Source organism: Chloroflexota bacterium (assembly GCA_026708035.1).
GTDB lineage: Bacteria > Chloroflexota > UBA11872 > UBA11872 > UBA11872 > JAJECS01.
On the sequence record JAPOVQ010000017.1, the window covers coordinates 69,052 to 93,259 of the forward strand.

23 protein-coding genes are annotated in these 24,208 nt (G+C 69.9%); 9 read left to right on the plus strand and 14 right to left on the minus strand.

Going from position 1 to position 24,208, the window contains the following annotated elements; all coding sequences use genetic code 11:
* Window position 1: 1 nt before the first annotated feature.
* The gene (locus OXG33_07870; GenBank protein MCY4113838.1) at window positions 2-1,420 is read right to left on the minus strand and encodes a glycerate kinase; all 1,419 of its coding nucleotides are present in this window, start codon (window positions 1,418-1,420) and stop codon (window positions 2-4) included.
* Between the two features lie 38 nt (window positions 1,421-1,458).
* On the opposite strand from OXG33_07870, the gene OXG33_07875 reads away from it, so the two are divergent.
* On the plus strand, window positions 1,459-2,427 hold the full coding sequence (locus OXG33_07875) for a hypothetical protein (GenBank protein MCY4113839.1): 969 nt from the start codon (window positions 1,459-1,461) through the stop codon (window positions 2,425-2,427).
* Window positions 2,428-2,452: 25 nt separating this feature from the next.
* On the opposite strand, the gene OXG33_07880 is transcribed toward OXG33_07875, so the two are convergent.
* Both OXG33_07880 and OXG33_07885 read right to left on the minus strand, forming a co-directional pair.
* Window positions 2,453-3,325, minus strand: a complete 873-nt coding sequence (locus OXG33_07880) for a DegV family protein (GenBank protein ID MCY4113840.1) — start codon at window positions 3,323-3,325, stop codon at window positions 2,453-2,455.
* The gene (locus tag OXG33_07885; protein MCY4113841.1) at window positions 3,312-3,929 is read right to left on the minus strand and encodes a glycerol-3-phosphate acyltransferase; all 618 of its coding nucleotides are present in this window, start codon (window positions 3,927-3,929) and stop codon (window positions 3,312-3,314) included. The genes OXG33_07880 and OXG33_07885 overlap by 14 nt, the downstream gene beginning before the upstream one ends.
* Window positions 3,930-4,134: 205 nt before the next feature.
* Between OXG33_07885 and OXG33_07890 the strand changes: the two genes are divergently transcribed.
* From OXG33_07890 to OXG33_07905, 4 genes are all read left to right on the plus strand, one after another.
* Window positions 4,135-4,743, plus strand: coding sequence for a GNAT family protein (locus OXG33_07890; protein MCY4113842.1), 609 nt, complete (start codon window positions 4,135-4,137; stop codon window positions 4,741-4,743).
* Window positions 4,744-4,799: 56 nt separating this feature from the next.
* The gene (locus OXG33_07895; GenBank protein MCY4113843.1) at window positions 4,800-6,530 is read left to right on the plus strand and encodes an aconitase X; all 1,731 of its coding nucleotides are present in this window, start codon (window positions 4,800-4,802) and stop codon (window positions 6,528-6,530) included.
* Between the two features lie 22 nt (window positions 6,531-6,552).
* Window positions 6,553-7,386: an HAD family hydrolase gene (locus OXG33_07900; GenBank protein MCY4113844.1), complete on the plus strand. Its 834-nt coding sequence runs from the start codon at window positions 6,553-6,555 to the stop codon at window positions 7,384-7,386.
* Window positions 7,387-7,534: 148 nt separating this feature from the next.
* Entirely contained in the window at window positions 7,535-8,230 is a 696-nt protein-coding gene (locus OXG33_07905) for a helix-turn-helix transcriptional regulator (protein ID MCY4113845.1), read from the plus strand.
* A gap of 243 nt (window positions 8,231-8,473) precedes the next feature.
* On the opposite strand, the gene OXG33_07910 is transcribed toward OXG33_07905, so the two are convergent.
* The 8 genes from OXG33_07910 to OXG33_07945 form a co-directional block, all read right to left on the minus strand.
* Window positions 8,474-10,786 (minus strand): DUF2283 domain-containing protein, encoded by a 2,313-nt coding sequence (locus OXG33_07910; protein MCY4113846.1) that lies wholly within the window; start codon window positions 10,784-10,786, stop codon window positions 8,474-8,476.
* Window positions 10,787-10,842: 56 nt separating this feature from the next.
* Entirely contained in the window at window positions 10,843-12,057 is a 1,215-nt protein-coding gene (gene metK, locus OXG33_07915; protein MCY4113847.1) for a methionine adenosyltransferase, read from the minus strand.
* Window positions 12,058-12,266: 209 nt separating this feature from the next.
* Window positions 12,267-13,538, minus strand: coding sequence for an adenosylhomocysteinase (gene ahcY / locus OXG33_07920; protein ID MCY4113848.1), 1,272 nt, complete (start codon window positions 13,536-13,538; stop codon window positions 12,267-12,269).
* Window positions 13,539-13,575: 37 nt separating this feature from the next.
* A complete protein-coding gene (locus OXG33_07925; GenBank protein MCY4113849.1) occupies window positions 13,576-14,664 on the minus strand; it encodes a PfkB family carbohydrate kinase in 1,089 nt (362 codons plus the stop codon).
* Between the two features lie 181 nt (window positions 14,665-14,845).
* Window positions 14,846-15,724 carry an S-methyl-5'-thioadenosine phosphorylase gene (gene mtnP / locus OXG33_07930; protein ID MCY4113850.1) on the minus strand — a complete coding sequence of 293 codons (879 nt, stop codon included), beginning with the start codon at window positions 15,722-15,724 and terminating at the stop codon, window positions 14,846-14,848.
* Between the two features lie 305 nt (window positions 15,725-16,029).
* On the minus strand, window positions 16,030-17,085 hold the full coding sequence (mtnA, locus tag OXG33_07935) for an S-methyl-5-thioribose-1-phosphate isomerase (GenBank protein ID MCY4113851.1): 1,056 nt from the start codon (window positions 17,083-17,085) through the stop codon (window positions 16,030-16,032).
* A 161-nt stretch (window positions 17,086-17,246) separates the two neighbouring features.
* Window positions 17,247-17,771 (minus strand): hypothetical protein, encoded by a 525-nt coding sequence (locus OXG33_07940; protein MCY4113852.1) that lies wholly within the window; start codon window positions 17,769-17,771, stop codon window positions 17,247-17,249.
* Window positions 17,772-17,781: 10 nt separating this feature from the next.
* On the minus strand, window positions 17,782-18,504 hold the full coding sequence (locus OXG33_07945; protein MCY4113853.1) for a hypothetical protein: 723 nt from the start codon (window positions 18,502-18,504) through the stop codon (window positions 17,782-17,784).
* Between the two features lie 119 nt (window positions 18,505-18,623).
* Here OXG33_07945 and OXG33_07950 point away from each other — a divergent pair, with 119 nt between their 5' ends.
* The 4 genes from OXG33_07950 (at window position 18,624) to OXG33_07965 (ending at window position 21,791) form a co-directional block, all read left to right on the plus strand.
* Window positions 18,624-19,145: a helix-turn-helix transcriptional regulator gene (locus OXG33_07950; GenBank protein ID MCY4113854.1), complete on the plus strand. Its 522-nt coding sequence runs from the start codon at window positions 18,624-18,626 to the stop codon at window positions 19,143-19,145.
* Window positions 19,146-19,191: 46 nt separating this feature from the next.
* Entirely contained in the window at window positions 19,192-20,340 is a 1,149-nt protein-coding gene (locus OXG33_07955) for an SUMF1/EgtB/PvdO family nonheme iron enzyme (protein MCY4113855.1), read from the plus strand.
* Window positions 20,341-20,354: 14 nt separating this feature from the next.
* Complete coding sequence (locus OXG33_07960) at window positions 20,355-20,978, plus strand: chloramphenicol phosphotransferase (protein ID MCY4113856.1); 624 nt, start codon at window positions 20,355-20,357, stop codon at window positions 20,976-20,978.
* A 66-nt stretch (window positions 20,979-21,044) separates the two neighbouring features.
* Window positions 21,045-21,791: an SDR family NAD(P)-dependent oxidoreductase gene (locus OXG33_07965; protein ID MCY4113857.1), complete on the plus strand. Its 747-nt coding sequence runs from the start codon at window positions 21,045-21,047 to the stop codon at window positions 21,789-21,791.
* Between the two features lie 147 nt (window positions 21,792-21,938).
* Here OXG33_07965 and OXG33_07970 read toward each other — a convergent pair whose 3' ends face one another.
* From OXG33_07970 to OXG33_07980, 3 genes are all read right to left on the minus strand, one after another.
* The gene (locus OXG33_07970) at window positions 21,939-22,175 is read right to left on the minus strand and encodes a hypothetical protein (GenBank protein MCY4113858.1); all 237 of its coding nucleotides are present in this window, start codon (window positions 22,173-22,175) and stop codon (window positions 21,939-21,941) included.
* Between the two features lie 81 nt (window positions 22,176-22,256).
* The gene (locus tag OXG33_07975) at window positions 22,257-23,120 is read right to left on the minus strand and encodes a ParB/RepB/Spo0J family partition protein (protein ID MCY4113859.1); all 864 of its coding nucleotides are present in this window, start codon (window positions 23,118-23,120) and stop codon (window positions 22,257-22,259) included.
* Window positions 23,110-23,850 (minus strand): ParA family protein, encoded by a 741-nt coding sequence (locus OXG33_07980; protein ID MCY4113860.1) that lies wholly within the window; start codon window positions 23,848-23,850, stop codon window positions 23,110-23,112. The genes OXG33_07975 and OXG33_07980 overlap by 11 nt, the downstream gene beginning before the upstream one ends.
* Window positions 23,851-24,208: the final 358 nt, after the last annotated feature.

Genomic DNA, 24,208 nt, shown 5'->3' on the forward strand with positions numbered 1-24,208 from the left:
GCTACCAGCCAACCGCGACGTAGAGGTCATTGACATTCGTGTGCGTGGGCCCCGTTTCAATCAGGTCGCCCGCGGCTGACAAGAATGCGTGCGAGTCGTTGTCATCCAGGGCGCGAGAGGCGTCGATGCCCGCGGCGCGGGCGCGGGCCACCGTCGCGCCATTGACCAGGCCGCCGGCGGCGCTGGTAGGGCCGTCGGTTCCGTCGGTCGCCAGCGCCATAACCGCCGCGCCCGTCGTGCCCTCCAAGGCGATGGCCGCCGCCAGGGCCATCTCCTGGTTGCGGCCGCCCGTGCCCGCGCCGCGCACGGTCACCGTGGTCTCGCCGCCGAACACCACGCATCCCGGTCGTTCCACCGGCCGCCCGTGGCGGGCGATGTCTCGGGCGGTGCCCGCCAGCGTCAGCGCGAATTCGCGGGCCTCCCCTTCCACCGCCGACGTGACGTGCAGCGCGTCAAATCCTCTCTCACGCGCCGCCTGCACGGCCGCCTCCGCCGCCAGCGCGTTGTCGGCGATGATCACATTGCGCACGTCCGCGAGCCGCGGGTCGCCGGGCTTGGGGCTCTCCTCCTCCGCCCCTGCCGCGCCGCGCTGGAGGTGCTCGCGGATCGGCGCGGGCGCGGTTTCGCGCAAGCCGTGGTCGCGGAGCGCGCGCAGCGCGTCGGCATAGGTCGTCGGGTCCGGCACCGTTGGCCCCGAGGCAATCACATCCAGCGGATTGTCCACGACGTCGCTCAGGATTAGCGCCACCACGCGCGCCGGGTGCGCCGCCGCCGCCAGCCGCCCGCCGTGAATCACCGATAGATGCTTGCGCACGGCGTTGATGGCATTGATCGTCGCGCCGCTGCGCAGCAGTTGATCGGTGAGCTGCTGCAGCGCCTCGAGCGATACGCCCGGCGCCACCGCGGGCGTGAGGCACGATCCACCGCCCGAGATGCAGCACAGCAGCACGTCGCGCGGGCCGGCCTCCCGCGCCAACGCCAGCAGCCGACCCGCCGCGCGCTCACCCCGTTCGTCGGGATAGGGGTGGGACGCCTCCACGATCTCGACGGTGGCCGTCGGCGCCTCGTGGCCGTCTTTGACGATGACGAGCCCGCCGCTGACACGGTCGCCCAGTTGCGCTTCGAGGGCGGCGGCCATTCGGGCGCTCGCCTTACCCGCGCCCACGACCAGCACGCGGTCGATCTCCGCCCACGGCAGGGCCGCGTCGCCGACGTGAAGCGCCTCGGCGTCGGCGTGCACGATCGCCGTCACCGCCGCCGCCGGGTCCACGGCGGCAAGCCCCGCGCGCCCGATCTCCAGCAGCTGCGCGCGCAGCTTAGAATCCAGCGTCCGGCCCCCGGTAAATGCGCGGTGCGGTCGAGTGTACGCACCGACGCGCCACGGGGAACCCATCCAGCGGCAGCGGTGCATACTGAGCATCGGTCCGAGCCGCTCGCGCGTGCAACGGAGGCCGACAGATGGGCGATTGTCGGTACTGCGGAGAGTCGGCGGGCTTCATGCGCCGCCAGCACGGGGCCTGCGCCACGAAGAACGCCCGCGCCACGTCGGCCATCCGCGATCTGTGCGTCCAGGCGGCGCTGCGGGGCGACGACTTGGAGGCGCTGCCCGCCAGGATTCGCGAGACTGCCGACGACGGCTTCATCGACATGTCCGACGCGGCCTTGGCGGACACACTGGCCGACACGTGGGGCGACGCCGTCGAAGCCGCCATGCAAGACCACGTGCTCACGGGCCAGGAACGGCGCGGATTGAGCCGCTATCGCGACCAGTTCAGCCTCAGCCCCAGCCGCCTCGACCGGCGAGGCCATTACGACCTCTTCCGCAAGCTGGCGCTGCTCGACGTCATCGGCGAGCACGGCGTGATCCCACGCTACGACCGGCGCGCGGCGCGGGCGGCGTTTGGCCGCCTGCCGTTCAACCTGATGAAGAGCGAAGCCTTGATCTGGCTGTTCGACGACGTGGGATATCTGCGGCAGGTCACGCGCCGGGAATTCCGCGGGCAGTCCATGGGTGTGAGCGTCCGGGTGGCCAAGGGCGTCTACGTGCGTCCGGGCGCCTTCCGGGGCCGCCCCATCGAGAAGACCGAGATGGAGCGCACCGACCACGGAATCCTGGGAGTCACCACCAAGCACATCTACTTCAAGGGCGGCGACAAGAGCTTTCGCGTTCGGCTGGAGCGAATCGTCTCGTTCGAGCCCTATACGGACGGGCTGGGCATCATGCGGGACACGGCCCGCGCGGTGCCCGAGGCCTTCACCATGGACGGCAATGACGCCTGGTTTGCCATCAACCTCATCGATGCGGTGCTGGACATCGAGGACGTGACGCTGCCCAAGCGCGATTCACCGACGCTGGACGACATCGTGGACGCGGGGCCCGACGACGACGCGGGCCTATTCGTCGCCGGCGCGGGCGTTTCGCTCTAGCGCGGTCGTCCGGTCCGCGCGCCCGTCAGGCCGGCAGCGCGCAGTACGCCAGCCCGATGAGCCCCGGCCCGACGTGCGCCCCCATTACCGGAGTAAAGCCGGTCACGAACAGATCGTCGGGCCGAATGATGCGCTGCACGTGCGCGGCCAACTCGTGCGCCTCGGCTTCGTCCGAGCCGTGGTGCACCGTGATGCCGACATACGTGGCGCGCTGCGCCTCTTTTGACACGTGGTGCACCAGGCCCCGCACCGCCCGGGCGCGCGAGCCGAAGCGCGCCCGCACGCCGATGGTGCCGTCCCCGAAGCGCAGCACGAACGTCGACGGCAGGGCGTCGGCCACGCGCGCCACGATTCCGGGAACCCGTCCGCCGCGGGCGAGGTAGGACAGCGAATCGAGCACCGCGACGATCGCGCTGTGCCCCGCCGCCCGCTCCGCCGTCTCCACGACCTCGCTCGCCGCCGCGCCCCCGGCCGCCGCGCGCGCGGCCAGCAACGCGGGAAAGCCCGCCGCCATGCCCGCGCCGCCGGCTTCGACGATATGGACCGGCAGCCGGTCGGCAATGCGCCGCGCCGCGAGATGGGCCGCCTCCGCCATCGTCGAGATCGGTCGGGGCAGGCACACGCACACCGCCGCGCGAGCCCAAGCCGCCGCCTCGTCCAACACCTGCTCATACTCGCCCGGCGCGATAGTGCTCGTCGTGGGCAATTCGGGGTCGGTGGTCAGGCGCTGCCAGAACTCCGCCTGGGTGATGTCGACGCCGTCGCGCAGCTCCTGGCCGTGCCACACCAAGACCATGGGCGCCACGCCAATGCGCAACCGCTCCACCTCGTCGCGCGGCAGGCAGGCGCTGGAGTCAGTGACGACCGCGACCGGTCGCCGAAAGTCAGCGCTCGTCACGATCGAGAATGAGGCGGCGGACCATTAGCCGAGCCAGGCCCACATCCTCCTCGGTCCGCACCTTGCGATACCCGACGAGGCGGCCCACGACGACCACGCCCACGACCACCCAGGCCGTGACGCCGATGGTGAGCGATTGACCAGTCAGACTCAGCAGCACCGCCGTGGCAAAGAATCCCACCAGGGCGCCGGGCGCCGAATCGCGCAGCAGTGCCCGCCCCAGCACCAGGCCGGCAAACGCCAGGCACATCTGCCAGGCTCCCAGCGCCGCCAGCAGCGCGCCGGCCGGTCCTATCCCCCGGCCCCCACGCCAGCGCAGGGTGATGGGCCAGATGTGCCCGCCCACGGCCGCCACGCCCGCGGCGGCGGACACGTCATAGCTCTCGAAACGCTGCGCGACTGCCACCACCAGCACCGGTTTGAGCGCATCCAGGAACCCAGCCGCCGCGCCCGGCACCGGACCCAACCGCTCGATGGCGGCGGACCCGCTCACGCCCCCGGCCCCTTCGTCCAGCAGATCGTGGCCGCGCAGGCGGGCGGCCAGATACGCGATCGGAATGGATCCGATCAGATAGCCCATCAATACGAGCCAGAAGGCGGTCATGGCACCTGCTCACGCCGAGGCGTCGACGCCGCACCGGCAGGCTCGGAGTCTAGCAGTGTCCCCACTGTTGACCCTACGCGTCGGCGCGGCGGCTAGGCTCGTGCGGCGCTCGTCCAGCAAGTGTTGACCATCGCCGCGCCGCCCTGCCCCGTACTCGAAATGGGGTGAGGGGAACACCCTCCGCCATTCCATATCCGATGATGTGGTGCACGAGCCGCTGTCCTCGGTCGCCATGCCTCTCCCCGACCCCACCGACCACGAACCGATCCCGGGCCCTCGCCTACGCCTGCGGCCCATCACGCCCGACGACCTCCCGGAGCTACTGCGCTGGCTCGGCGATCCGGAGGTCATGGCCTTCTACGGCCGTCCGCCGTCGAGCCTCGCCGAGGCCCGAGGCGAATTCCTCGAACCCTCCAACCTGCCCTGCTGGAGATTCATCATCGAGGCTGACGGCCGCGCCGTCGGCGAAATCCAGTACTACTACTCGTACGCCGAAGTCACCTGGTCCGCCGGGATCGACCTATTCCTCGGCGAACCGGATGCGCGAAACCGCGGCCTCGGCACCGAGGCCATTCGCACCCTGCTGCAGTACCTCTTCGAACGGAAGGGCGTGAGCCGCGTGGTGATCGACCCCGAGCCGTCCAACCACCGCGCCATCCGCGCCTACGAAAAGGCTGGCTTCCGCCTCGACGGCGTCATCCGCCGCCACGCGAAGGTCGACGACCGGTGGGCCGACGCCGCCTTCATGACCATCCTGGACGAGGAGTGGCCCGCCGCCAAGGCCCGCTGGCAGCCGCCCGGCGGTTCCGCGTGAAATCCTGCCGCTCAGCCTGTTACAACTAATCAGCCGTCCGTTCCGGGAGCTACCCAATGCCGACGCACACCTATAGCTGCCGCCAGATCGTGGGCGGCGTTGCCGAGGGCCCGGCGCTCGTGGCCGACACGCGCATTTCGTTTTGGGGCGGCTTCGACCCCGCGTCGGGCGAGATCGTCGAGGTCGGCAACCCCTTCGAGGGCGTCAGCATCGCCGGCAAGGTGCTCGTCTTCCGCTCCACCAAGGGCAGCTCCGGCACCTCGCTCATGCTGCGGCTGGCCAAGATGGCCGGCCACGCGCCGCTGGCGTTCATCAACACCGAGCTCGACGAGCTGAGCACGCTGGCCTGCGTCGCGCTGGGCCTGCCGCTGGTCACCGAGCTCGACGTGGACCCCTTTGTCGCCATGCAGACCGGCGACATCGTGCGCGTGGACGCCGACCGCGGGGTGGTCGAGGTGTCCACCGACCGGCCGTCGGCGCCGCGGGTCGAAGCGGTGTCGAGCGCCCCTTCCCGGACAACCATCGACCTGACGCCCGACCAGCAGGCCATGCTGGACGGCGCTCGCGGCGACTCGCGCGCCGAGCACTTGCGCCTGCTGGTGGAGTGGGGCGAAGCCGTCGGCGCCGAGCGCCTGATCGAAGTGGATAACGTGCTGCCGGGCGGCCTGTTCGTCCCCAACCGCACGCTGGGCGAGTTGCCCTTCGAGCTCATCGAGGGCTATATCAACTACACCAAGGGCTGCCTCATCGACGACGTGGGGGGCGTCACCGCCACGGCCCACGCCAGCTTCATGGACCTGGAGCGCCTGGAGCAGTTCCAGCCCGACTTGCGGCAGGTTCCGGCCCAGCGCGAGCTGCTGGACCTCGGACGCAAGGCCGGCGTCTCGATGACCTGGACCTGCGCACCTTATCTGGTGGGCAACGTGCCCCTCAGCGGCCAGGTCTGCGCCTGGACCGAGTCCCACGCCGTGGTGTTCGTGAACTCGTTCCTGGCCGCCCGCACGACACGCAACGGCAACGAGAGCGCGGCCGCCGCCATGGCCACCGGCTTCGTGCCCGAATTCGGCGTGCTCCAGACCGAGAACCGCCGCGCCGACTTCGTCATTGAGGTCGACGTCGAGCTCACCTCGGATGCCGACTGGGGCTGCCTGGGCTATTTCGCCGGGAAGGCCGGCGGACTGCGCATTCCGGCGTTCACCGGGCTGCGGTCGCCGCGAATCGAGTCGGCCCGCCAACTGTGCGCCGCGCTGGCCACCTCCGGCGGCGCGCCCATGCTGCACATTGTCGGCGTCACCCCCGAGGCGCCCACGCTGGAGGCCGCCCTGCGGGGTCGCGAGCCCGACGAGACGCTGACCTTCGGCGCGGACGAGCTGGCCGCCGTCTACGACTCCCTCACCACGGCCACCGACGACGAGGTCGACCTGGTCTACTTCGGCTGCCCCCACGCGACCTTGCAGGAGGTGGTGGAGCTGGCCAAGGAGCTGCGCGGGAAGAAGGTGCGGGAGGGCGTCACGCTGCTGGTTTCCATGTCCTACGCCATCGAGGCGCAGGCGCGCCGCCTCGGCTACGCCGAGGAGATTGAAGCTGCCGGCGGCCGGGTCATGACCGACAGCTGCCCCAGCAACGCCCTCTGGCGCGAGTCGACGCGCATGGCCACCCCGGCGGTCAAGACCGGCTCCTACGCCCCCAATCTGCTGCAGTGCGAGGTAATCCTGGCCCCGATGCCCGATTGCGTGCGCATCGCCGAAACGGGGCGCTGGTCCCGCTCGGCTGCCGCCCTCGTCTGACCACAGGCGCCGACCGTCATCCGTGGCTACACCTGAACCCCAGCGTCGGCCGCCGGCACCCGACGCCCCCACCGTGCTATTCGACCTCGACGAGACCCTCATGCCGGAAGAGCCCGTGGCCATGCGCTGCATCGTCGACACGGCGAGCATCGCGTCCGGCAGGTACGGCGTCGACGCCATCGAGCTGGCGACTGCCTTGCGCGAAGAGGCACGCGCGCTCTGGCACGCCTCGCCGGTCCATGGGTTCTGCAATCGCGTGGGCATCAGCTCGTGGGAAGCGCTGTGGTCCGAGTTTCCCGGCGACGGCCCCGAGCTGGCCTACGTGCGGTCGTGGCGCGGGACCTACCGGCTCGGCTCGTGGCAAGCGGCGCTGGCACGATTTGATATCCAGGATTCGACCCTCGCGCAGCAACTGGCCGACGCGTTCCCGACCTTGCGCGCTCGGACCCACGAGACGTTTGCGGATGCCGTGCCCTGCCTCGAGCGACTCTCTCGCGAGTGCCGCATCGCCGTCGTCACCAATGGGGTCCGCGACAATCAGCTGCGCAAGCTCGCCGGGGGCGGAATCGATTCCCTGCCGGAGCGAATCTTTGTCTCCAGCGACTTTGGCGCCGGCAAGCCGTCGCCGGCGTTCTTTGGCCACGTGCTGCACACGCTGGGCGTGGCGCCATTCGCGTGCGTGTTCGTGGGCGACAGCGTGACGAACGACATTATCGGCGCCAGCACCTGTGGCATTGCGACCATCTGGGTCAACCGCGACGGGCGGGCCGATCGCCGCACCACGGTCGCGCGCCACAAAGTCGCTACCCTGCGCGACGTGGATGTTGGCCTGATCCGCCGGCTGCTCTCGACCTAGCTGGCCGCTTCCCGGATACTCGTCCCGGTCCTAAAGCTCCTGCGTGGCGCCACCTGTCGCCGGACCCGCCGCGGGTGTCTTTTGTGGCACAATCGTTACGGATGTGACTTGGCGCGCTGCCTTGCGCCGTATACATTGCCTATCCCTCATGGGAATCGCTGAAGCCGTCCGTCAGCTCCGCGAGCAGCGACGGTTGTCAAAGGCCGAGCTCGCTGCGCGCTGCGGGCTCGCACCCTCATATCTTTCGCGGCTCGAGAGCGGCGACTACAAGAGCCCGACCGTGGCCACCCTCGTAGCCATTGCCGGTGGGCTGGACGTGGATCCGCGCGAGCTTTTGGTGCTCGCGGGCTACGTACCCGAGGACTTGGCCCGAACCCGGCGCCACCTCGCGGAAGAGTCGATTGCCCGCGTCGCCGAGTCCGCCATTCGCTCGATCTCGCAAACCGTCAGCGCCTCACTCAGCCCAGGCGCCATCGACGCCGTCAACGGCACGCTGAATGTGGATTCCGCATTACTTGCCGAACGCCTGCGTGACTATCGGCGCACCCAGGGGCTGAACCTGCGCGAGGCGGCCCGCCGCGCCGGCGTGCGTCCCTCCCAGGTGAGCGCTCTGGAAGCCGGCAAGCGTCCGGCGGGCTCCCCCGACGTGGTCGCCGTGCTCCGCGAGGGCTACGGCATGAGCGAGCCGCAGGTCGACGACCTCCTGTTCGAAGTCAGCCTCAGCCACTATCTCGCCGACGATCTCGTGCTCTCGGCCGAGTCGCGCCGCATGACGCTGGAGTTCGTGCGGCTCGCTCGCCTCCGCGACCGCCAGAGCCGCCAAGACCAGGCCCACCGCACGTAGAAGCGCTCGGCTCGCGGCCCTTTCCCCCTGGAACCGGCCCACGAGCTAAACCTTTCGTCATTCCAGCGGAGGCCGGAATCCAGTCCAGTTGAACCTGGATGCTTGGCGGCGGGCGGGTCTGAGACCCGCCCCTACGGGCCTATGCGAAGGTCTCTCGATGGGACAAGGCTAGCGATTGCCCCGTAGTGGAAACGTGGACGGGAGTGAGCGCCTACCGTCGCGGCTGCAACGGTCCGGCCGGCCCTACGCCCCGGCCACCGCCGGCACCACCGCGATCGCCGTCGTCGCGTCGCTGGACAGCCCGTCGGCCGTGGTGAACGTCTTCCACGTATTTCCGTCGAACACCCCCACCCCGCCGTCCGTCGCCACCCACACGCGCCCGTCGGCCGTTTCCGCCAGCGCGTGGGCGCCGTCCGCCGGCAGAGCCGAATTGCCCGTCGTGAAGGTGGTCACCGCCCCGTCGACGACGCGGCTCACGCCACCCGCCGTCGCGACCCACACATCGCCGTTCGTGGCGGCGAGCAGGTCCCGCACTTCCTCGCTCCCAAGCCCCTCGGTCGTCCCCACTTGGACCCAGGTGACGAGATTGGCCGAGTGCACCACGCCCTCGTTGAGCAATCCCAGCCAGAGGCGCCCGCCGCTGTCCACGGTCACCGACGTGACGTTGTTCCGGATCACCTCGGGAATCATCGCGCGGGTGATGAAGCGCTGCCACGTGTCCGTCTGCTGATCGTAAAGGGCCGCACCCTGGCGGGTGGCAAACCACACGCGCCCAATGCTCTCATCCACCACGAAGATGTCGCGCACGTCGAGGTCCGGCAGCTCCGAGTTGTCCGGTCGCATCCGGTCCCACTCCGTCCCCGCCAAAACGCTCACGCCCTGGTCCGGGTGCCCGACGTAGAGCACGTTGCTCGCCCGGCGCCCGGCAATGGCCTGCACGTTGTTCGAGCCCAGGCCCCGGCCGGTGGTGTCCAGCGTGAAGACTTCCCCGTCGCCGTCCCGCCCGACCCGGCTCGCGCCCACCGGCGTGCCGACCCAGATTCGACCGTCGCCGTCCACGTGCAGCGCCTGGATTTGGTCGGCCACGAGGTCGGTGTCCGCAGCCCGGATGTTGTGCCACGAGCCGTCGTAGACCGCCAGCCCCGCGTCCGTCGTGCCCACCACTACCAGCTCGCTGGTGAGGCTCGGCGTGGTCGCCGCCGGCGTAGCGGTGGGAGTCGCCGTTGGCGTGGTCGCCGGCGTGACGGCCCCGGCGGTGGGCGTTGGCGGCGGGGGCGGCGTCAGGTCGACGACTTCAACCTGATACGTCGCGCCGTCGGCGAGCGGCCCCGCCGCGTTGAAGGCCGCGATCCGCTGCCAGGCGTCGTTCGGATAGAGGCGGTTGCGCAAGTCGTCGCCCAGCAGCCGCAGCCGCACGCCGGCCCCGGGGTGATGCTCAAGGATCGCCGCCTGGAAATATTGGCGAATAAAGCCCGGCGTAGCCGCGGGAATGTGCAGCGTGCCGGGCCGGTTCGTGTCGATCCGCGCCTCCGTCTTCGGAAAGCCAAAGGCATCAACGCCGCCGTAGGTCCGGAAGAAGTTCAGAAACCCCGTCCACACGCCGCCCACCGAGAAGTTGGAGACCTTGTGCCCCCACGGCCCGTGATCCTCGCCTGAGTTGTTGTTGCTGGTCCCGGGTTCCACGCCCTGGTCCACGCTGCCGGCGAGGCCGCCGCCGAAGTAGTCCCAGGCCAGCCGCCGTTCCATCACATAGATGCCGCCGAGGTCGGCCCGCGGATGGAAGTCCACCACGCCCCGCTGGTAGTACTGCGTCAGCGCGCCGGACTCCTCCTGAAACACTTCGGAGGTCGGCAGCCCCCAGCGCGTCAAGCCGCCGCTGGACTCGTAGAAGGCCGTGAAGTCGGCGGTGAGCGTTTGTCCGCCAATCGTCACCTCGAGCCGGGGAATGTTGTGGCTCAGCGAAGGGTTCGCGTCATCCGCCACCAGCACGGAGCTGACGACCCGCACCGAGTCGAACCCTGTCGCCGTCTGCGCCAGCAGCCCGACCGGCCCGACGATTCCCAGCGCCAGCAGCGCCGCGAGCAGCAAGGTTCCGCTCAGGCGCATCGGGGTGCTCAAGCTCGCCGGTCGCCCCGTTCGAGGCCCCGGCGTCGAATTCGCGACTCTCCTGCCCTGATCCTGAATCGCTCGCCCGCCTGCTGACACCAGCTTCAGTATAGGCAGCGCCGCCCGACCGTGCCGCGTGACGGAAGTTTCACGTGAACCATCGGGGCCGACCTCTGCCAGTACCACGTCGTGCGCAAGTGGCAGCAGTTCGACCGGGCGCGTTTCGCCGGGCGGCCAGCTCGCCTTGACCGTGCGCAGCGGCAGGGCCTCGGTTTCGAGCGTAGAGAGGTCCAGCCGCTGCGACGCGTGATCAATGTCAAAGCCGACGACCTCGCCCGCTGCATCGAGGTCAACGTTGAGCCCATCCGTGACCTCGCGCGTCGCCACGCCCGGCCCTTCCTTGAACTCGACGTAGAGGCTGTCGGTTTCCGAGTAGTAGTGGAGTCTCATGCGCTGCCGTTTCGGAAACGTCGGTAGCTGCCGTCAGATGCCTCGCGATCGGGCGGCTATTGCCCGGCCAATCGCGCCAAGTCCCCGGCGCGGTTGATCTGCTCCCAGGGAATGTCGTCCAGGTCGTCGCGGCCGAAGTGGCCGTACGCCGCGACCTGGCGGTAGAGCGGGCGCCGCAGGTCCAGGTCGCGGATGATCGCGCCCGGCCGCAGGTCGAAGGTGTCGCGAATGGCCGCCTCGATGCGGTCGTCGGGCGCCGTGCCCGTGCCGTAGGTCTCGATGTTGAGCGACAGCGGCTCGGCCTTGCCGATCACGTAGGCCGCCTGCACCTCGAAGCGCGTCGCCAGCCCGGCGGCGACGACGTTCTTCGCGATCCAGCGCAGCGCGTAGTTCGCCGAGCGGTCCACCTTCGTCGGGTCCTTGCCGGAGAAGGCGCCGCCCCCGTGGCGCGCCATGCCGCCGTAGGTGTCCACGATGATCTTGCGCCCGCTGAGCCCTGCGTCGCCCATCGGCCCGCCCACCACAAACCGCCCGGTGCCGTTGACGATGATTTGTGTGGCGGCGTCGAGCAAGTCGGTAGGGATCGCTTCACGGACCACGGATTCCTCGATGGCGCTCGCGATGTCCTCATTCTCAATGTCGGGATCGTGCTGCGCCGCAATCACGACGCTGTCGACTCGCGCCGGCCGCCCGTGGCGGTATTCCACCGTGACCTGCGACTTGCCGTCGGGCCGCAGCCAATTCAGCGTGCCGTCCTTGCGGACCTGCGCCAGCCGCCGCGCGGCGCGGTGCGCCAGCGCAATCGGCGCCGGCATCAGCTCCGGCGTCTCGTCGCAGGCAAAGCCGTACATCATCCCCTGGTCGCCCGCGCCCAAGGCCTCGACATCGTCGTAGTCGCCGTCCAGGGCCCGCACCTCGAGCGCCTCGTCGACGCCCTGCTTGATGTCGGCCGACTGCTCGTTGAGAGCCACCGTCACGCCGCAGGTTTCGCCGTCGAAGCCAACCTCGGAGGCCGTGTAGCCGATCTCGCACACGGTATCGCGGACGACGCGGCGCACGTCGACGGGGGCCTTGGACGTGATCTCACCGAGCACCAGCACCAGGCCGGTGGTCGTGGCCGCCTCGCACGCCACCCGGCTTTCGGGGTCGCCGGCCAAAAAGGCGTCGAGGACGGCGTCCGACACCTGGTCGCAGAGCTTGTCCGGATGGCCCTCGGTCACCGACTCCGACGTGAACAGCAGGCGCGGCGCCTGCATGAACGTGTTGCTCAAGCTGCTCTCCCCCAATAGCGTGACATGGGTGCCTGTCGTCTGCTCGTCATGTGTCCGCCCGGTGAGGACTCCCCCCTCATCCTGTCCTTACTCCCACCAGGGGAGAAGGGATCAGGCCCGCAGGCGCGCGCTCCGGCCCCCTCTCCCTTGATGGAAGAGGGTTGGGGTGAGGGTGACCCGGCGCATCGTCGCGGCCGCGGGCTGATCGCTTAGGTCCCTTCCTGCCAGCCGGACAGGTAGGCGGCCTGCTCCTCGGTCAGCGTGTCAATGGCCACGCCCATCGCCTCGAGCTTCAGCGTGGCGACCCGGCGGTCGATATCCCCGGACACGTCGTACACGTCGGGCGTCAGGTCGCCGGCGTTGGACGCCAGGTATTCGATCGCCAGCGCCTGGTTGGCAAAGCTCATGTCCATCACGCTGGCCGGGTGCCCCTCGGCAGCCGCCAAGTTGATGAGCCGGCCCTGGGCCAGCAGGAAGATGCGGCGGCCGTCGGCCAGCCGATACTCGTCGACGTAGGGTCGCGCCTCATCGACCTCCACCGCCATGTCTTCCAGCGCCTCGATATTGATCTCGATGTCGAAGTGTCCCGAGTTGGCCAGGATCGCCCCGTCGGGCATGGCCTCGAAGTGGGGGCGGTCGATCACGTGCTTGTCGCCGGTGACGGTCACGAACACGTGTCCCACCGACGCCGCCTCCTGCATCGGCATGACGCGGAACCCTTCCATCAACGCCTCCAGCGCGCGCACGGGGTCAACCTCGGTGACGATCACGTGGGCGCCCATCCCGGCCGCACGGCTGGCCAGGCCGCGCCCGCACCAGCCGTAGCCCCCGACGACGACGTTGCGCCCGGCCAAGAGAATGTTGGTGGCGCGCACCAGGCCGTCGATCGTGGACTGCCCGGTGCCGTAGCGGTTATCGAACATGTGCTTGGTCATGGCCTCGTTCACGGCCACGATGGGGTACTTCAGCACGCCCTGCTCCGCCATGGCCCGCAGACGAATGACGCCGGTGGTGGTCTCCTCGGTGCCGCCGAGCACGTCGCCGATGACGTCCCTGCGGTCCGTGTGCAGGGTCGAGACCAGGTCGGCGCCGTCGTCGATCGTGAGATGCGGGCGCGTATTCAGCACCGATTCGATGTGGTCGTAGTAGACCTCGGAATCTTCGCCATTAATGGCGTAGGTGGCGGCGCCGTACTCCTGGACAAGGGCGGCCGCGACATCGTCTTGCGTGCTCAAAGGGTTGGACCCGCAGAGCGCCACGTCGGCGCCGCCGGCCTGCAGCGTGCGCATCAGGTTGGCGGTTTCGGTCGTGACGTGCTGGCAGGCGCCGATGCGCAGGCCGTCCAGGGGCCGCTCGAGCGCGAAGCGCTCCCGGATGCTCGCCAGCACCGGCATGGACTGATCGGCCCACCGGACGCGGCGGACACCGAGGCCGGCGAGCCTGGCGTCGGCGATCTCGAACGAGCTATCCGATGCGGCCATGCGATTCTCCTTGTCGCGCAGGGTCGCCATCCGGCGCCTAAAACGCAACGAGCTCCTTGAACTCGGCGTAACGGGCCTCAACGTCCTCGCGGGTAACCGCGGCCAGGCGCTCGACGCCGAACGCCTCAACTGTAAACGACGCCGCGACGCTGCCATAAACGATTGCCCGGCGCAGATCTTCGTGCCCCCTCCCCCTAGCACGGGGAGGGTTGGGGTGGGGGTCGGCGTGCCCCCTCCCCCTAGCAGGGGGAGGGCTGGGGTGGGGGGCATCCGGCCCATCCCCCTCTCCCCTTGCGGGAGAGGGTTGGGGTGAGGGGTCCTCCCCTCCGTCATTCCCGCGGAGGTGGGAATCCATCCCACCGTCACTTCCGCGCCCCCCGCCGAAGGCCCTCGCTTCGGCCAAACTTCCCAGCATCGCGCCGGCAAACGCGTCGCCGGCGCCCGTCGGATCCACAACCTCCGGCAACGGATAGCCCGGCGCGGAGAACCACTCGCCGCCGTGCGCCAGCACCGCGCCGTACTCGCCCAGCTTCACGACCACGGCTTGCGGGCCGAGCGCCAAAATAGGCCCGACCGCCTTGGGCACTCGGGACTCGCGGCTGAACATCCGCGCTTCCTGGTCGTTCAGCACCACGAGCGTGCTGCGGCGGAATACCTCGGCCAACTCGGCCGACTGACCGCGAATCCAATGGTCCATCGAGTCGGTGGCCACATACGCCGCCGAGTCAAGCTGCTCCATGACGCTCTGCTGGATACCGGGCTCGATGTTGCCCACGAAGATGTAGTCCGCATTCGTCGCGGGAATGCGCGGGGTGAACTCGGTGACGACGTTCAGCTCCACGAACTCCGTGTCGCGCGTATTGAGGTCCTCGTGATAGCGCCCGCCCCAGCGGAACGTCTCGCCCTCGACGACGTCGAGGCCGGTCAGGTCCACGCCGCGGCCTTCCAGCAGCTGCCGATGGGCTTCCGGAAAGTCCGTGCCCACGACGCTGACCAGCGCGGTTGGCGCGAAGAGCCGCGCCGCCAGGGCGGCATAGGTGCCCGACCCGCCCAGGACCCGAGTGGCCCGTCCCGCCGGCGCCACGATGTCGTCGATGCCGACCGTGCCGACGATCACGACGCTCACAACGGGTCCAACTCTCGTACCCCTTGAGGGGGCGGGCTGGGGTGGGAGGAGCTCCAGTTCGGCCCCGTCTCCCCTTGAGGCAAGGGGCCGGAGTGAGAGGAGCTCCAGTCCGGCTCCCTCTCCCTTGGGGAGAGGGCTGGGGTGAGGGGATTGGTCCCCACCACCCACGCCTGCGGGTCGTTCACAGATACCGCTCCACCAGCAGCGCCACCCGCTCCCGCACGGCGGGGTCGATGGCCTCCGGCGCGGTGATGATGCCCGCGGCGAGCGCCGAGCCGCACTCGCAGTCGCGGGGCTGCCGCACGACCGCCGGAATCGCCGTGCGCACCGCGCACAGCGCCAGCTCGGCATTGGCCATGAGGTTCTGCACCACCATGGCGGCCGTCACCGGCTCCTCGCTTTCGTGCCAGACGTCGTAGTCGGTGACCATCGCCATCACGCCGTAGCAAAGCTCGGCCTCGCGGGCCAGGCGCGCCTCGGGCAGCGCGGTCATGCCGATCACGTCCACGCCCCACGAGCGGTACAACTCGGACTCGGCGCGGGTGGAAAACTGCGGCCCTTCGATGCAGACATAGGCGCCGCCCCAATGGACGTTGCCCCCGGCGCCCCCCACCGCCTCGGCCAGGACGCCCCGGACTCGCGGACACAAGGGGTCGGCCATCCCCACGTGCACGACCAGGCCCGGCTCATCGAAAAACGTGGAGGGCCGCACGCGCGTGCGGTCGATGAGCTGGTCGGGAATCACCACGTCAAGCGGCGGGATGCGCTCGCGCATGCTGCCCACGGCGCTCACGGCCAGCACCCACTCGACGCCCAGCGACTTGAGCGCCCAGATGTTGGCGCGCACGTTGAGGGCGGTGGGCGAAATCCGATGACCGCGGCCATGGCGCGGCAGGAAGGCCACCTCGACCCCGTCGAGCACGCCCACGACCAGGTTGTCGCTCGGAGCGCCGAACGGGGTGTCGATCTCGACCTCGCGGCGCTGCTCCAAGCCGGGCATCTGATAAAAGCCGCTGCCGCCGATGACCCCGACGCGGGCGCGTGGATCGTTTGGCGCCATGGGCTAGCCGGTCCAGGGCCGGACGGTGCAAGCGGCTATGTCGTTTCGATCACCCTCACCCCAACCCTCTCCCATCGAGGGAGAGGGGGCCGAAGGAAGCGGAATCGCCGCGACAGTTCTGCCCCTGCTTACTTTCCACGCAGCGGTTTCGCCCCTTCTCCCCTGGTGGGAGAAGGACGGGATGAGGGGGAAACCTTCGAGTTGCCCACGGTCCGTCACTCCGGCGAAAGGACTGCCCCGTACTCGATACGGGGCCGGAATCCAGACCCGATTCGACCACCTAGTGCGAAATGAACTCCCCGCCACTACGCCACCGCCTCGACCGGGGCCCGCCAGGCGGCCAGCGTGGTTGTATAGGGCGCCCGCGCGATGCCTCGCTCGGTCACGATGGCGCTCACCAGTGCGTTTGGCGTCACGTCGAAGGCCGGATTGGCCACCGGCGCGTCACCCGGGGCCCAGCGCGCCGCACCGTGCCCGCGCACCTCGCCCGCGCCGCGCTCCTCGATGGGGATCTGATCTCCCGTCGCCGTGTCGAAGTCAATGGTGGATATGGGCGCGGCGACGATGAACGGCAGCCCGTGCGCGTGCGCCAGCTGCGCCATGGTGTAGGTGCCGATCTTGTTGGCCACGTCGCCGTTGGCCGCGATGCGGTCGGCGCCCACGACCACGGCGTCGACAGCCCCGCGCTGCATAAAGTGACCCGCCATGCTGTCCGTGATCAGGGTGTAGGGAATGCCCCACTGGTCCAGCTCCCAGGTGGTCAACCGGGCGCCCTGCAGCAGGGGGCGGGTCTCGTTGACCCACACCGAAATCTTCCCTTGGGCGTGGGCGGCCTGGATCACCCCTAACGCCGAGCCGAATCCGGCGCCGGTTGCCAGGGGCCCCGTGTTGCAGTGGTGCAGCACCTGCGCGCCGGGCGCCAGAAGACTCGCGCCGTGGGCCGCCAACTCGACGTGTCGCCGGTCGTTGTCGGCGGCCAACGCGTGCGCCCGCTCGAGCACCGCCCGCGCGCCCGAGACCGAGTCGTCGGCGTGGGGCTCCGCCGCTTCTCGGACGATGCGGGCGGCCCATCCCAGATTCACCGCCGTGGGACGGGTCCCGGCAATGTCCTCGACCACCCGATCCAGATGGTCCGCAAACGGGCCGTCGGTCCCGGCGTCGTAGCTATGTGCTCCCAGGGCCACGCCATAGGCCCCCGCCACCCCGAGCGCCGGCGCGCCGCGAATGGCTAGGGTCCGGATAGCCTCCATGACCTGCGGCACCTCGGTGCAGTGCAGCACCTCGATCTCGTCCGGCAAGCGCCGCTGATCCAGGATGCGCACGGCGCCGTCGCGCCATTCGATCACCGGTGGGACAGCCATGGAGCGCGCAATCCTGGCAACAGCCCGCGAGTATAGCCATCGGGAAACTCCCTCCCCGTTAGCAGGATCCGGCTCCCTCCCCCTAGCAGGGGGAGGGATGGGGTGGGGGTCCCTCCGGGTACGAGCCCGCCCCGCCTCCTCGTACCGCGCGGTCCCCGAACCTAGTCCAACCCGCGCCTCTTCCGGGCGGCCTCGTACACCTCCAGGCCAATTTCCCCGCGGGCGAACCGCGCTTCGATGGACTGAAAGGCGTCCACCGGCGCGGCCATGGACGGCGCGAGGTCGGGGCTGGGCTCGGCCGCGCGGGCCTCGGCCAGCTGCTGCCGCGCCGCTGCTTGCGATGGGGCGTCCGCCGGTCCTTCGACGTACTCGTCGCTCTCCGAGGCGTCAGCCGTCGCCGGCTGCGGGTCGGCGGGCGACGGCGCGAGCTTGTCCTTGAGCCATCGGCCAACCTCGGCCGGGTCGGCGTCGGCCACCCAGGCCGTGACTTCATCGTCCGTGGCCGCGGCGCCCGTCTGCGAGCGCAGGCGCTCCCGATGGACCTCGCGGTCCTTCTTCGACTGCCAGCGACGCTCGATCGCATCGACGCGGGCGGCAACCTCGCGGTCGACCGCGGCCTCGAAGTCCTGCGGCGTCTCGTTGGCGGTCTCTTGGGCGGCGGTTGGTTCGCCGGTGTGCTCGGTCATGGAATCTCCTTCAGGCGGCAACTTCGGCGCGGACGGCATAGCCCGCGGCCGACAGGGCGGAATCAAGCTGACGCTCCGGGTCGAGCTCGTCGGCAAGGGTGATGGCGTGACCCAGGCGCGCGGCAAACATCAGCGCGTCGGTGGTGCGCGCGGCGTAGGCGTCGTGAAGGCGCGCGACCCAGCGGGACAGCTCGCCGGCCAGCGCCGGCGGCGCTCCTCGCACCAGCGTCTGCCAGTCCGCGTCCAGGGCCTGGACGTCGGCGCCCGACGCCAGTCGACCGGCGCGCTGATAGCCCTCGCTGACCATCAGCGTGAGCAGGTCGTCGTGCGTGGCGACCCGGCAATGGTCCCACTGCGCGTCGCCGGTCGGCCCGGGATGCGGACAGGTCGCGGCCAAGCAGCCGGCGGACCATTGGCTGCCCGGCGACCCGCAACGCGGGCAGTGCCAGTGGCCTTGCAGCAGCAGTCCGCGCGCCAGCGCCTCGTCGTCGAACGCCTGGCTGATGTAGCGGCGGATACCCGGGGCCGCCCGCGCATCGGTCACCGCGCCCAGCACCTGGCCCACCCAGGCGTGTTCGAAGCGCTCGAACTCCTCGAGGCCGAGCCCTTCGCGGGTTTGCTCCATCGCCGCGCGCAGCGCCCGCGTCGGCACGGCGTAGCGGGCCTTATCGGCATGCCCCTGGGACTGGGCGGTGATGACGGCCGCGGCGCCGTCGATCTGCACATCAAGCACGCGTCCTCCTTTGCGGGTGGCGCCGAGCCTTGGGGCGGCCCATAGCCACATCCGGCGTTGTACACGCCAAGAGTACGCCGCGTGTCGCCGCGTGTCAACCATTCGCGTACAATGCCGCCATGGCAGGCGCAGAGGCTGGGCTGCGGTTCCCCGAGGCATTGCGCCGCGCCCGCTTGGCGCGCGGGCTCTCCTATCGAGCGCTGGCGGCGTGCTGCGGGCTGTCCCACTCGTTCCTGAGCCATATCGAGAAGGGCGAGCGCCGCCCGCCGCGCATGGCGCGCGTGATGGCGATTGCCGCGGCCCTCGACACCGTGACCCCGGCCTTCCTGCTCGCCGCGCTGGCGGACCGCGTGGGAACCGAGGCGACGCAGCTGGTCATTCATCTGGCGCAGACCGCGTCCGGCGGCGACCCGCTGCCCGGCGCGCTAACCGAGATCGGCGGCGCGGACGCGATCGAGGCGCTGGCCACGGCGGCCTCCCAACCGGACGGCGAGGCCCAGCTGCGCCGGGCCCTGTCCTTCGTGGACCTGCAGTTCGACGCCGACGTGCTGCGCGTGGGCTTCGGCGACGCCGCGAACCCCGTGGTCCTGAGCGTGGTAGGCCCGGCGGATCCAGCCGCGGGATCCGAGTGCTCCGACTAGCCCGGTCTCGACTCTTGGCCCGCTCGCACCACGACCTCTCCCTCCCATGACCACCGACCAGCCCCAGTCGTCGCCCCCGTGCTGCGCCCCGCGGCCTTCACCTCTTGCGGCGAGTCCGGCCCCCTCTCCCCATGCGGGAGAGGGTTGGGGCGAGGGGGAACCCGGCGCCGCGCAGCGGCCGCCACCTCCTCGTTATTCCGGCGAAGAGCCGGCCCCGCACTCGATGCGGGGCCGGAGCCCAGGTCCGCCCGTTCCCGGCGCCGCTTCCCACGGGGCACCTCCGGCCCCCTCTCCCCTTGCGGGAGAGGGTCGGGGTGAGGGGAAGTCCGGCGCCGCGCCCCCGGACGACACCGTCCGCCTGCCCGGCGGATCGTTCCTGATGGGCTCCAACGACCCCGCCGGTTTTCCCGAAGATGGCGAAGGCCCAGTGCGCCGGGTGTCGGTGAGCGCCTTTCGCGTGGGCGCTTGCGCCGTGACCAACGCCCACTTCGCCGCCTTCGTCGACGCGACGAAGTACGCCACCGACGCCGAGCGCTTCGGCTGGTCCTTCGTCTTCCAGCTGCTCGTGTCCGAGGACGTCCAGCGGCGGCACCCCCAGCGCCCCGAGGCCACGCCCTGGTGGGTGCCGGTGACCGGCGCCACCTGGCGCCACCCCGAAGGCCCCGAGAGCTCGCTCGACGGGCGGCAAAACCACCCCGTAGTGCATGTGTCCTGGAACGACGCCGCCGCTTTCGCCGCCTGGGCGGGCGCGCGCCTGCCGACCGAGGCCGAGTGGGAATACGCGGCGCGCGGCGGCCTGGAACAGCGGCGCTATCCCTGGGGCGACACGCTCACACCCCGCCGGCAGCACCGCTGCAACATCTGGCAGGGCGAGTTTCCGCGGCGAAACACGCTCGGCGACGGATATCTCGGAACCGCGCCGGTGGACGCATTCCCGCCGAACGGCTACGGCCTGTTCAACGCCGCCGGCAACGTGTGGGAGTGGTGCGGCGACTGGTTCCACCCCACGTTTCAGGTCCAGGGCCCGCGCGAGAACCCCGCAGGCCCGCCCGCCGGCACCGCGCGGGTGCTGCGCGGCGGCTCCTATCTGTGCCACCGCTCCTATTGCAACCGCTATCGCGTCGCCGCGCGCAGCGCCAACACGCCCGACAGTTCGGCTGGGAACGTCGGCTTCCGCTGCGTCTGGCCGTCGTGACGTCAAAGGAGCCGCTGGCCTTGGGCCGGATCGTCATCCTTAACGGCGCCCCGCGGTCCGGGAAATCCAGCATTGCCGCCGTGGTCCAGGACACCTTCGACGGACCGTGGATGAATCTGGGCGTGGATGCCCACATGTCGGGCGTCATGCCGCAGCGCTATTCGCCGGGGCTCGGGCTGCGGCCCGGCGGGGAGCGCCCGGACCTCGAGCCGCTCGTCGTGCAGTTCTACGCCGCGCTCTACGAGTCCATCGCCGCCCATAGCCGTCTGGGGCTGAACGTCGTATCGGACTTCGGCCACCACGACGGCTTCGCCGTGCCGCGCGGAATCCTGGCCGAATGCGCCCGCCGGCTGCACGGCCTGCCAGCCCTGCTGGTCGGCGTGCGTTGCCCCATTGACGTCATCCTGGAGCGCCGTCGCTCGACCGGCTGGGGCGAGAGCCGATCGGCCGGATTCTCCGAGTCCGGCGCGGAACGCTGGCAGCGCGAAGTCCACCAGCCGGGCATCTACGACCTCGAAGTCGACACTGCCGTCATGAGCCCGGCAGAGTGCGCCCAGTCCATCCGTGATCGGCTGGACACCGGTCCGCCGCCCGCGGCCGTGCAGCGGCTTGCCGCCATGTCTTCGGGGCCGCCGTGAGCCCGGCGGGCGATGCGATGCTTGTGGAGAGTTTGGGAATCACGGCGAAGCAGGGGGAACGCGGCTATGACGGCTGAGGCAAACGGCGGGCTGGCGGGCCAGACGGCGATCGTTACTGGAGGGAATCGCGGCATCGGCAAGGGCATCGCGCGCGCATTCGCGATGGCCGGCGCCGACGTGCTGATCACGGCGCGCGACGCGGAGTTGCTCGCGGCCACCGTCGCCGAGCTGGAGGCCTACGGCGGAGTGGTGGTGGGCGTCCCGTCCGATGTGCAGGTCGAAGCGGATGTCGAGCGGGTCTTCGCCGAAGCCGCCGCTCGTTTCCAGCGGTTGGACGTCCTCGTCAACAACGCGGGGCTTTCGCTGCCGGCGCCGCTGCACGAGCACCCGCTCGACACTTGGCAAACGGTCATCGGGACCAATCTCACCGGCGCCTTCCTCTGCACGCGGGCGGCCATGCGCCTGATGCGCCCGCAGGGCCGCGGCCGCATCATCAACATCGCCAGCATTTCGGCGCAGCGGGTGCGGCCCGAGTCCGCTGCCTACAGCGCCAGCAAGTTCGGCCTCTGGGGCCTCACCCAGGTCACGTCGCTCGAGGGCCGCGATCACGGCATCTCCGCCTGCTGCATCAACCCGGGCAATACGCGGGTGGAGCGGCGGGAAGAGATCGAAACCGAAGAGAACCGCGAGCCGATGATGGGCGTGGAGTCCGTGGCCCAGGTCGCGGTGACCATGGCGTCGCTGCCGCCGCACGTTCAGCTGCTGGAGGCCACGGTGCTGCCGCTCCAGCAACCGTTCATCGGCAGGGGCTAACGCCGAATCGCCGTCCCGGATCAGTTTTTTCCCCTCGCCCTAGCAGGGGGAGGGCTGGGGAGGGGGTCCTCCGAGGCTCGGGCTCAGGCCATCGGCCGTGGCCGCAAGCGTCTCCGTCCTAGAGGAAGGCCATCCGGCAGCGATTCTCTAGATCACCAGCGACGTCACGACCAACCCAACGATCAGCACCGCCAGGATGGTCAGGCTCGACGCCAGGTCGCGGCGCAGGAACGGCAGCCCAGGCAGGTCCGTCGTCTCGCCACGAGGTGGTCGTGCGACAACCTCCACCGGCGCGTCGTCGGCTGTCGCCGGGATCACGGTCGCCGGTATTCGACGCACGGGGTCCCGCCGGCGGCGGCGTGTCGAGCGTCGCCGCGAGCCCACGCGCCCTACTCCCGCCCTGCCGATACAGCAGGTGCCCGCTTCACCTTCGGAGACGGCGCGCAATGTTTCACGTGAAACATCCTAGGCCACCGTCAGCCGGTCGATGAGCTGCGCCAACTCTTCCTCGCTGTAGTACTCCAGGACGATTCGGCCCCGCCGCTCGCCGCCGCGCAGCCGCACCCGCGTGCCCAGGTTCCGCTGGATCCGTTCCAGCACACTGCCGACTTCCCGGTTCCACGCGATCTCCGCTTCCGTCGGGCTCCTGCTCGCCCGCGACGGTTGCGACCGGCCTTCCCCAGCCGCCGCCCAGCGCTCCGCCTCCCGGACCGATAGGCCCTGTTCCTTGATCGCCGCGAGCAGGCGGCTGCGCGCCGACACATCCGACACGCTCAGAAGCGCCCGGGCGTGACCTTCGCTAATCTCGCTCGCACGCAACGCGTTCAGCGACGCTTCATCCAGGTTGAGGAGTCGCAGGGCATTCGCCACCGACGGTCGGCTCACGCCCAACGCCTCCGCCACCCCTTCCTGCGTCAACCCAAACTCCTCCAGCAATACCCGGTAGGCCTGCGACCGATCCAGCGGATCCAGGTCCGTCCGCTGCAGATTCTCCACCAACGCCAGCTCCAACTGCTGGCGGCCGTCCACCGTCACAATCGTCGCCGGCACCTCACTCAGGCCCGCCAGCCGTGCTGCCCGCCACCGGCGCTCGCCCGCCACCAGGTAGTAACGACCTGGGTGATCGTCCCGCGCACTCACCATCACGGGCTGCAGCACCCCGTGCCGCCGGATCGACTCCGCCAGCCCCTCAAGCTCGCCCTCGCCGATCCCCTGGCGCGGCTGTCGCGGGTTCGCCTCAATGCTGCTCACCGGCACCGACCGCCGCGCCCCCAGCGTGTCGGCGAAGACGTTCTCCAGTCCCCGGCCAAGCGCCCGTCTAGACGCCACGCCGCTCCACCTCGACCGCCAACGCCTGATAGGCGGCTGCCGCGGCTCCTCTCGGATCGTGCTCGAAGATCGTTCGGCGGAACCCCGGCGACTCCGCGAGCCGGACGCTCCGGGGAATCACGGCCTCCGCCACCTGCTCGCCAAAATGCCCCTGCACCTCCCGCGCGACCTCCCACGCCAGATTATTGCGGCGGTCGAACATTGTCAGCAGATACCGCATTCGCGGTGGCTCGGCGCGCATTCGACCCACGCCTCCCAGCGCCTCCATCAAACTGGCCAGTCCCTCTAGCGCCAGGTATTCGCACTGCACCGGCACGATCACCTCGTCGCAGGTCAGCAGCGCGAGCAGCGTGGCGCCCTCTAGCGACGGCGGACAGTCGATGATGACGTACGCGTAGGCCTTGATCGCCGCTTCCAGGGCGCGCCGCATCACGTTCGGATCGGCGAGGACATACTCGGCCATGCGCGGGTCCCCGGGCATGAGCATGAGGCCGCGGCGGCCAGTCGTCACCGTCGCGCTTTCGACCGCCGCCCCCTCGAGGAGCACGTCGGCGATCGTCGACGACGCCAGCTCTTCACCGAGCAGTCGACTGGTGCTGCCCTGGGCGTCAAAGTCGATCAGCAGCACGCGGTGCTCCCGCACGGCAAGCGCCGCCGCAAGATTCACCGCCGTGGTGGTCTTGCCTACCCCGCCCTTCTGATTGGCGATCGCGCAAATGCTGGCTGTCAATCCACAGACGTCTTCCGCTAGGAGTTTCCTGATCTATACCAATTCTCGGAGTAGTAGGCGTAGGCAGGGGAAAGCCGTGGATTACGCCGGCGGGCCTGCCGGCGACTCGAAGCGACCTGGCCGCTGACTCGAATTTCATGGGAGTGGACGATTTGTGGGCGAGCGTGGACGGCCACGAGCGACCGTGACGAGCCGGCGCGACCGAGGCGAAGTATCAACAGTGACCAGGGGTTATCCACAGGGAGGCCTTGGTTTTCCACACACCGGGTGGTGAAAAGGAAGCCAGGCAGCCCCACCCTTGTGAATGGCGGTAGACGGGGATGCGCGGCAATGTCGAGTAAGTGGGGAGTCTTTCTTG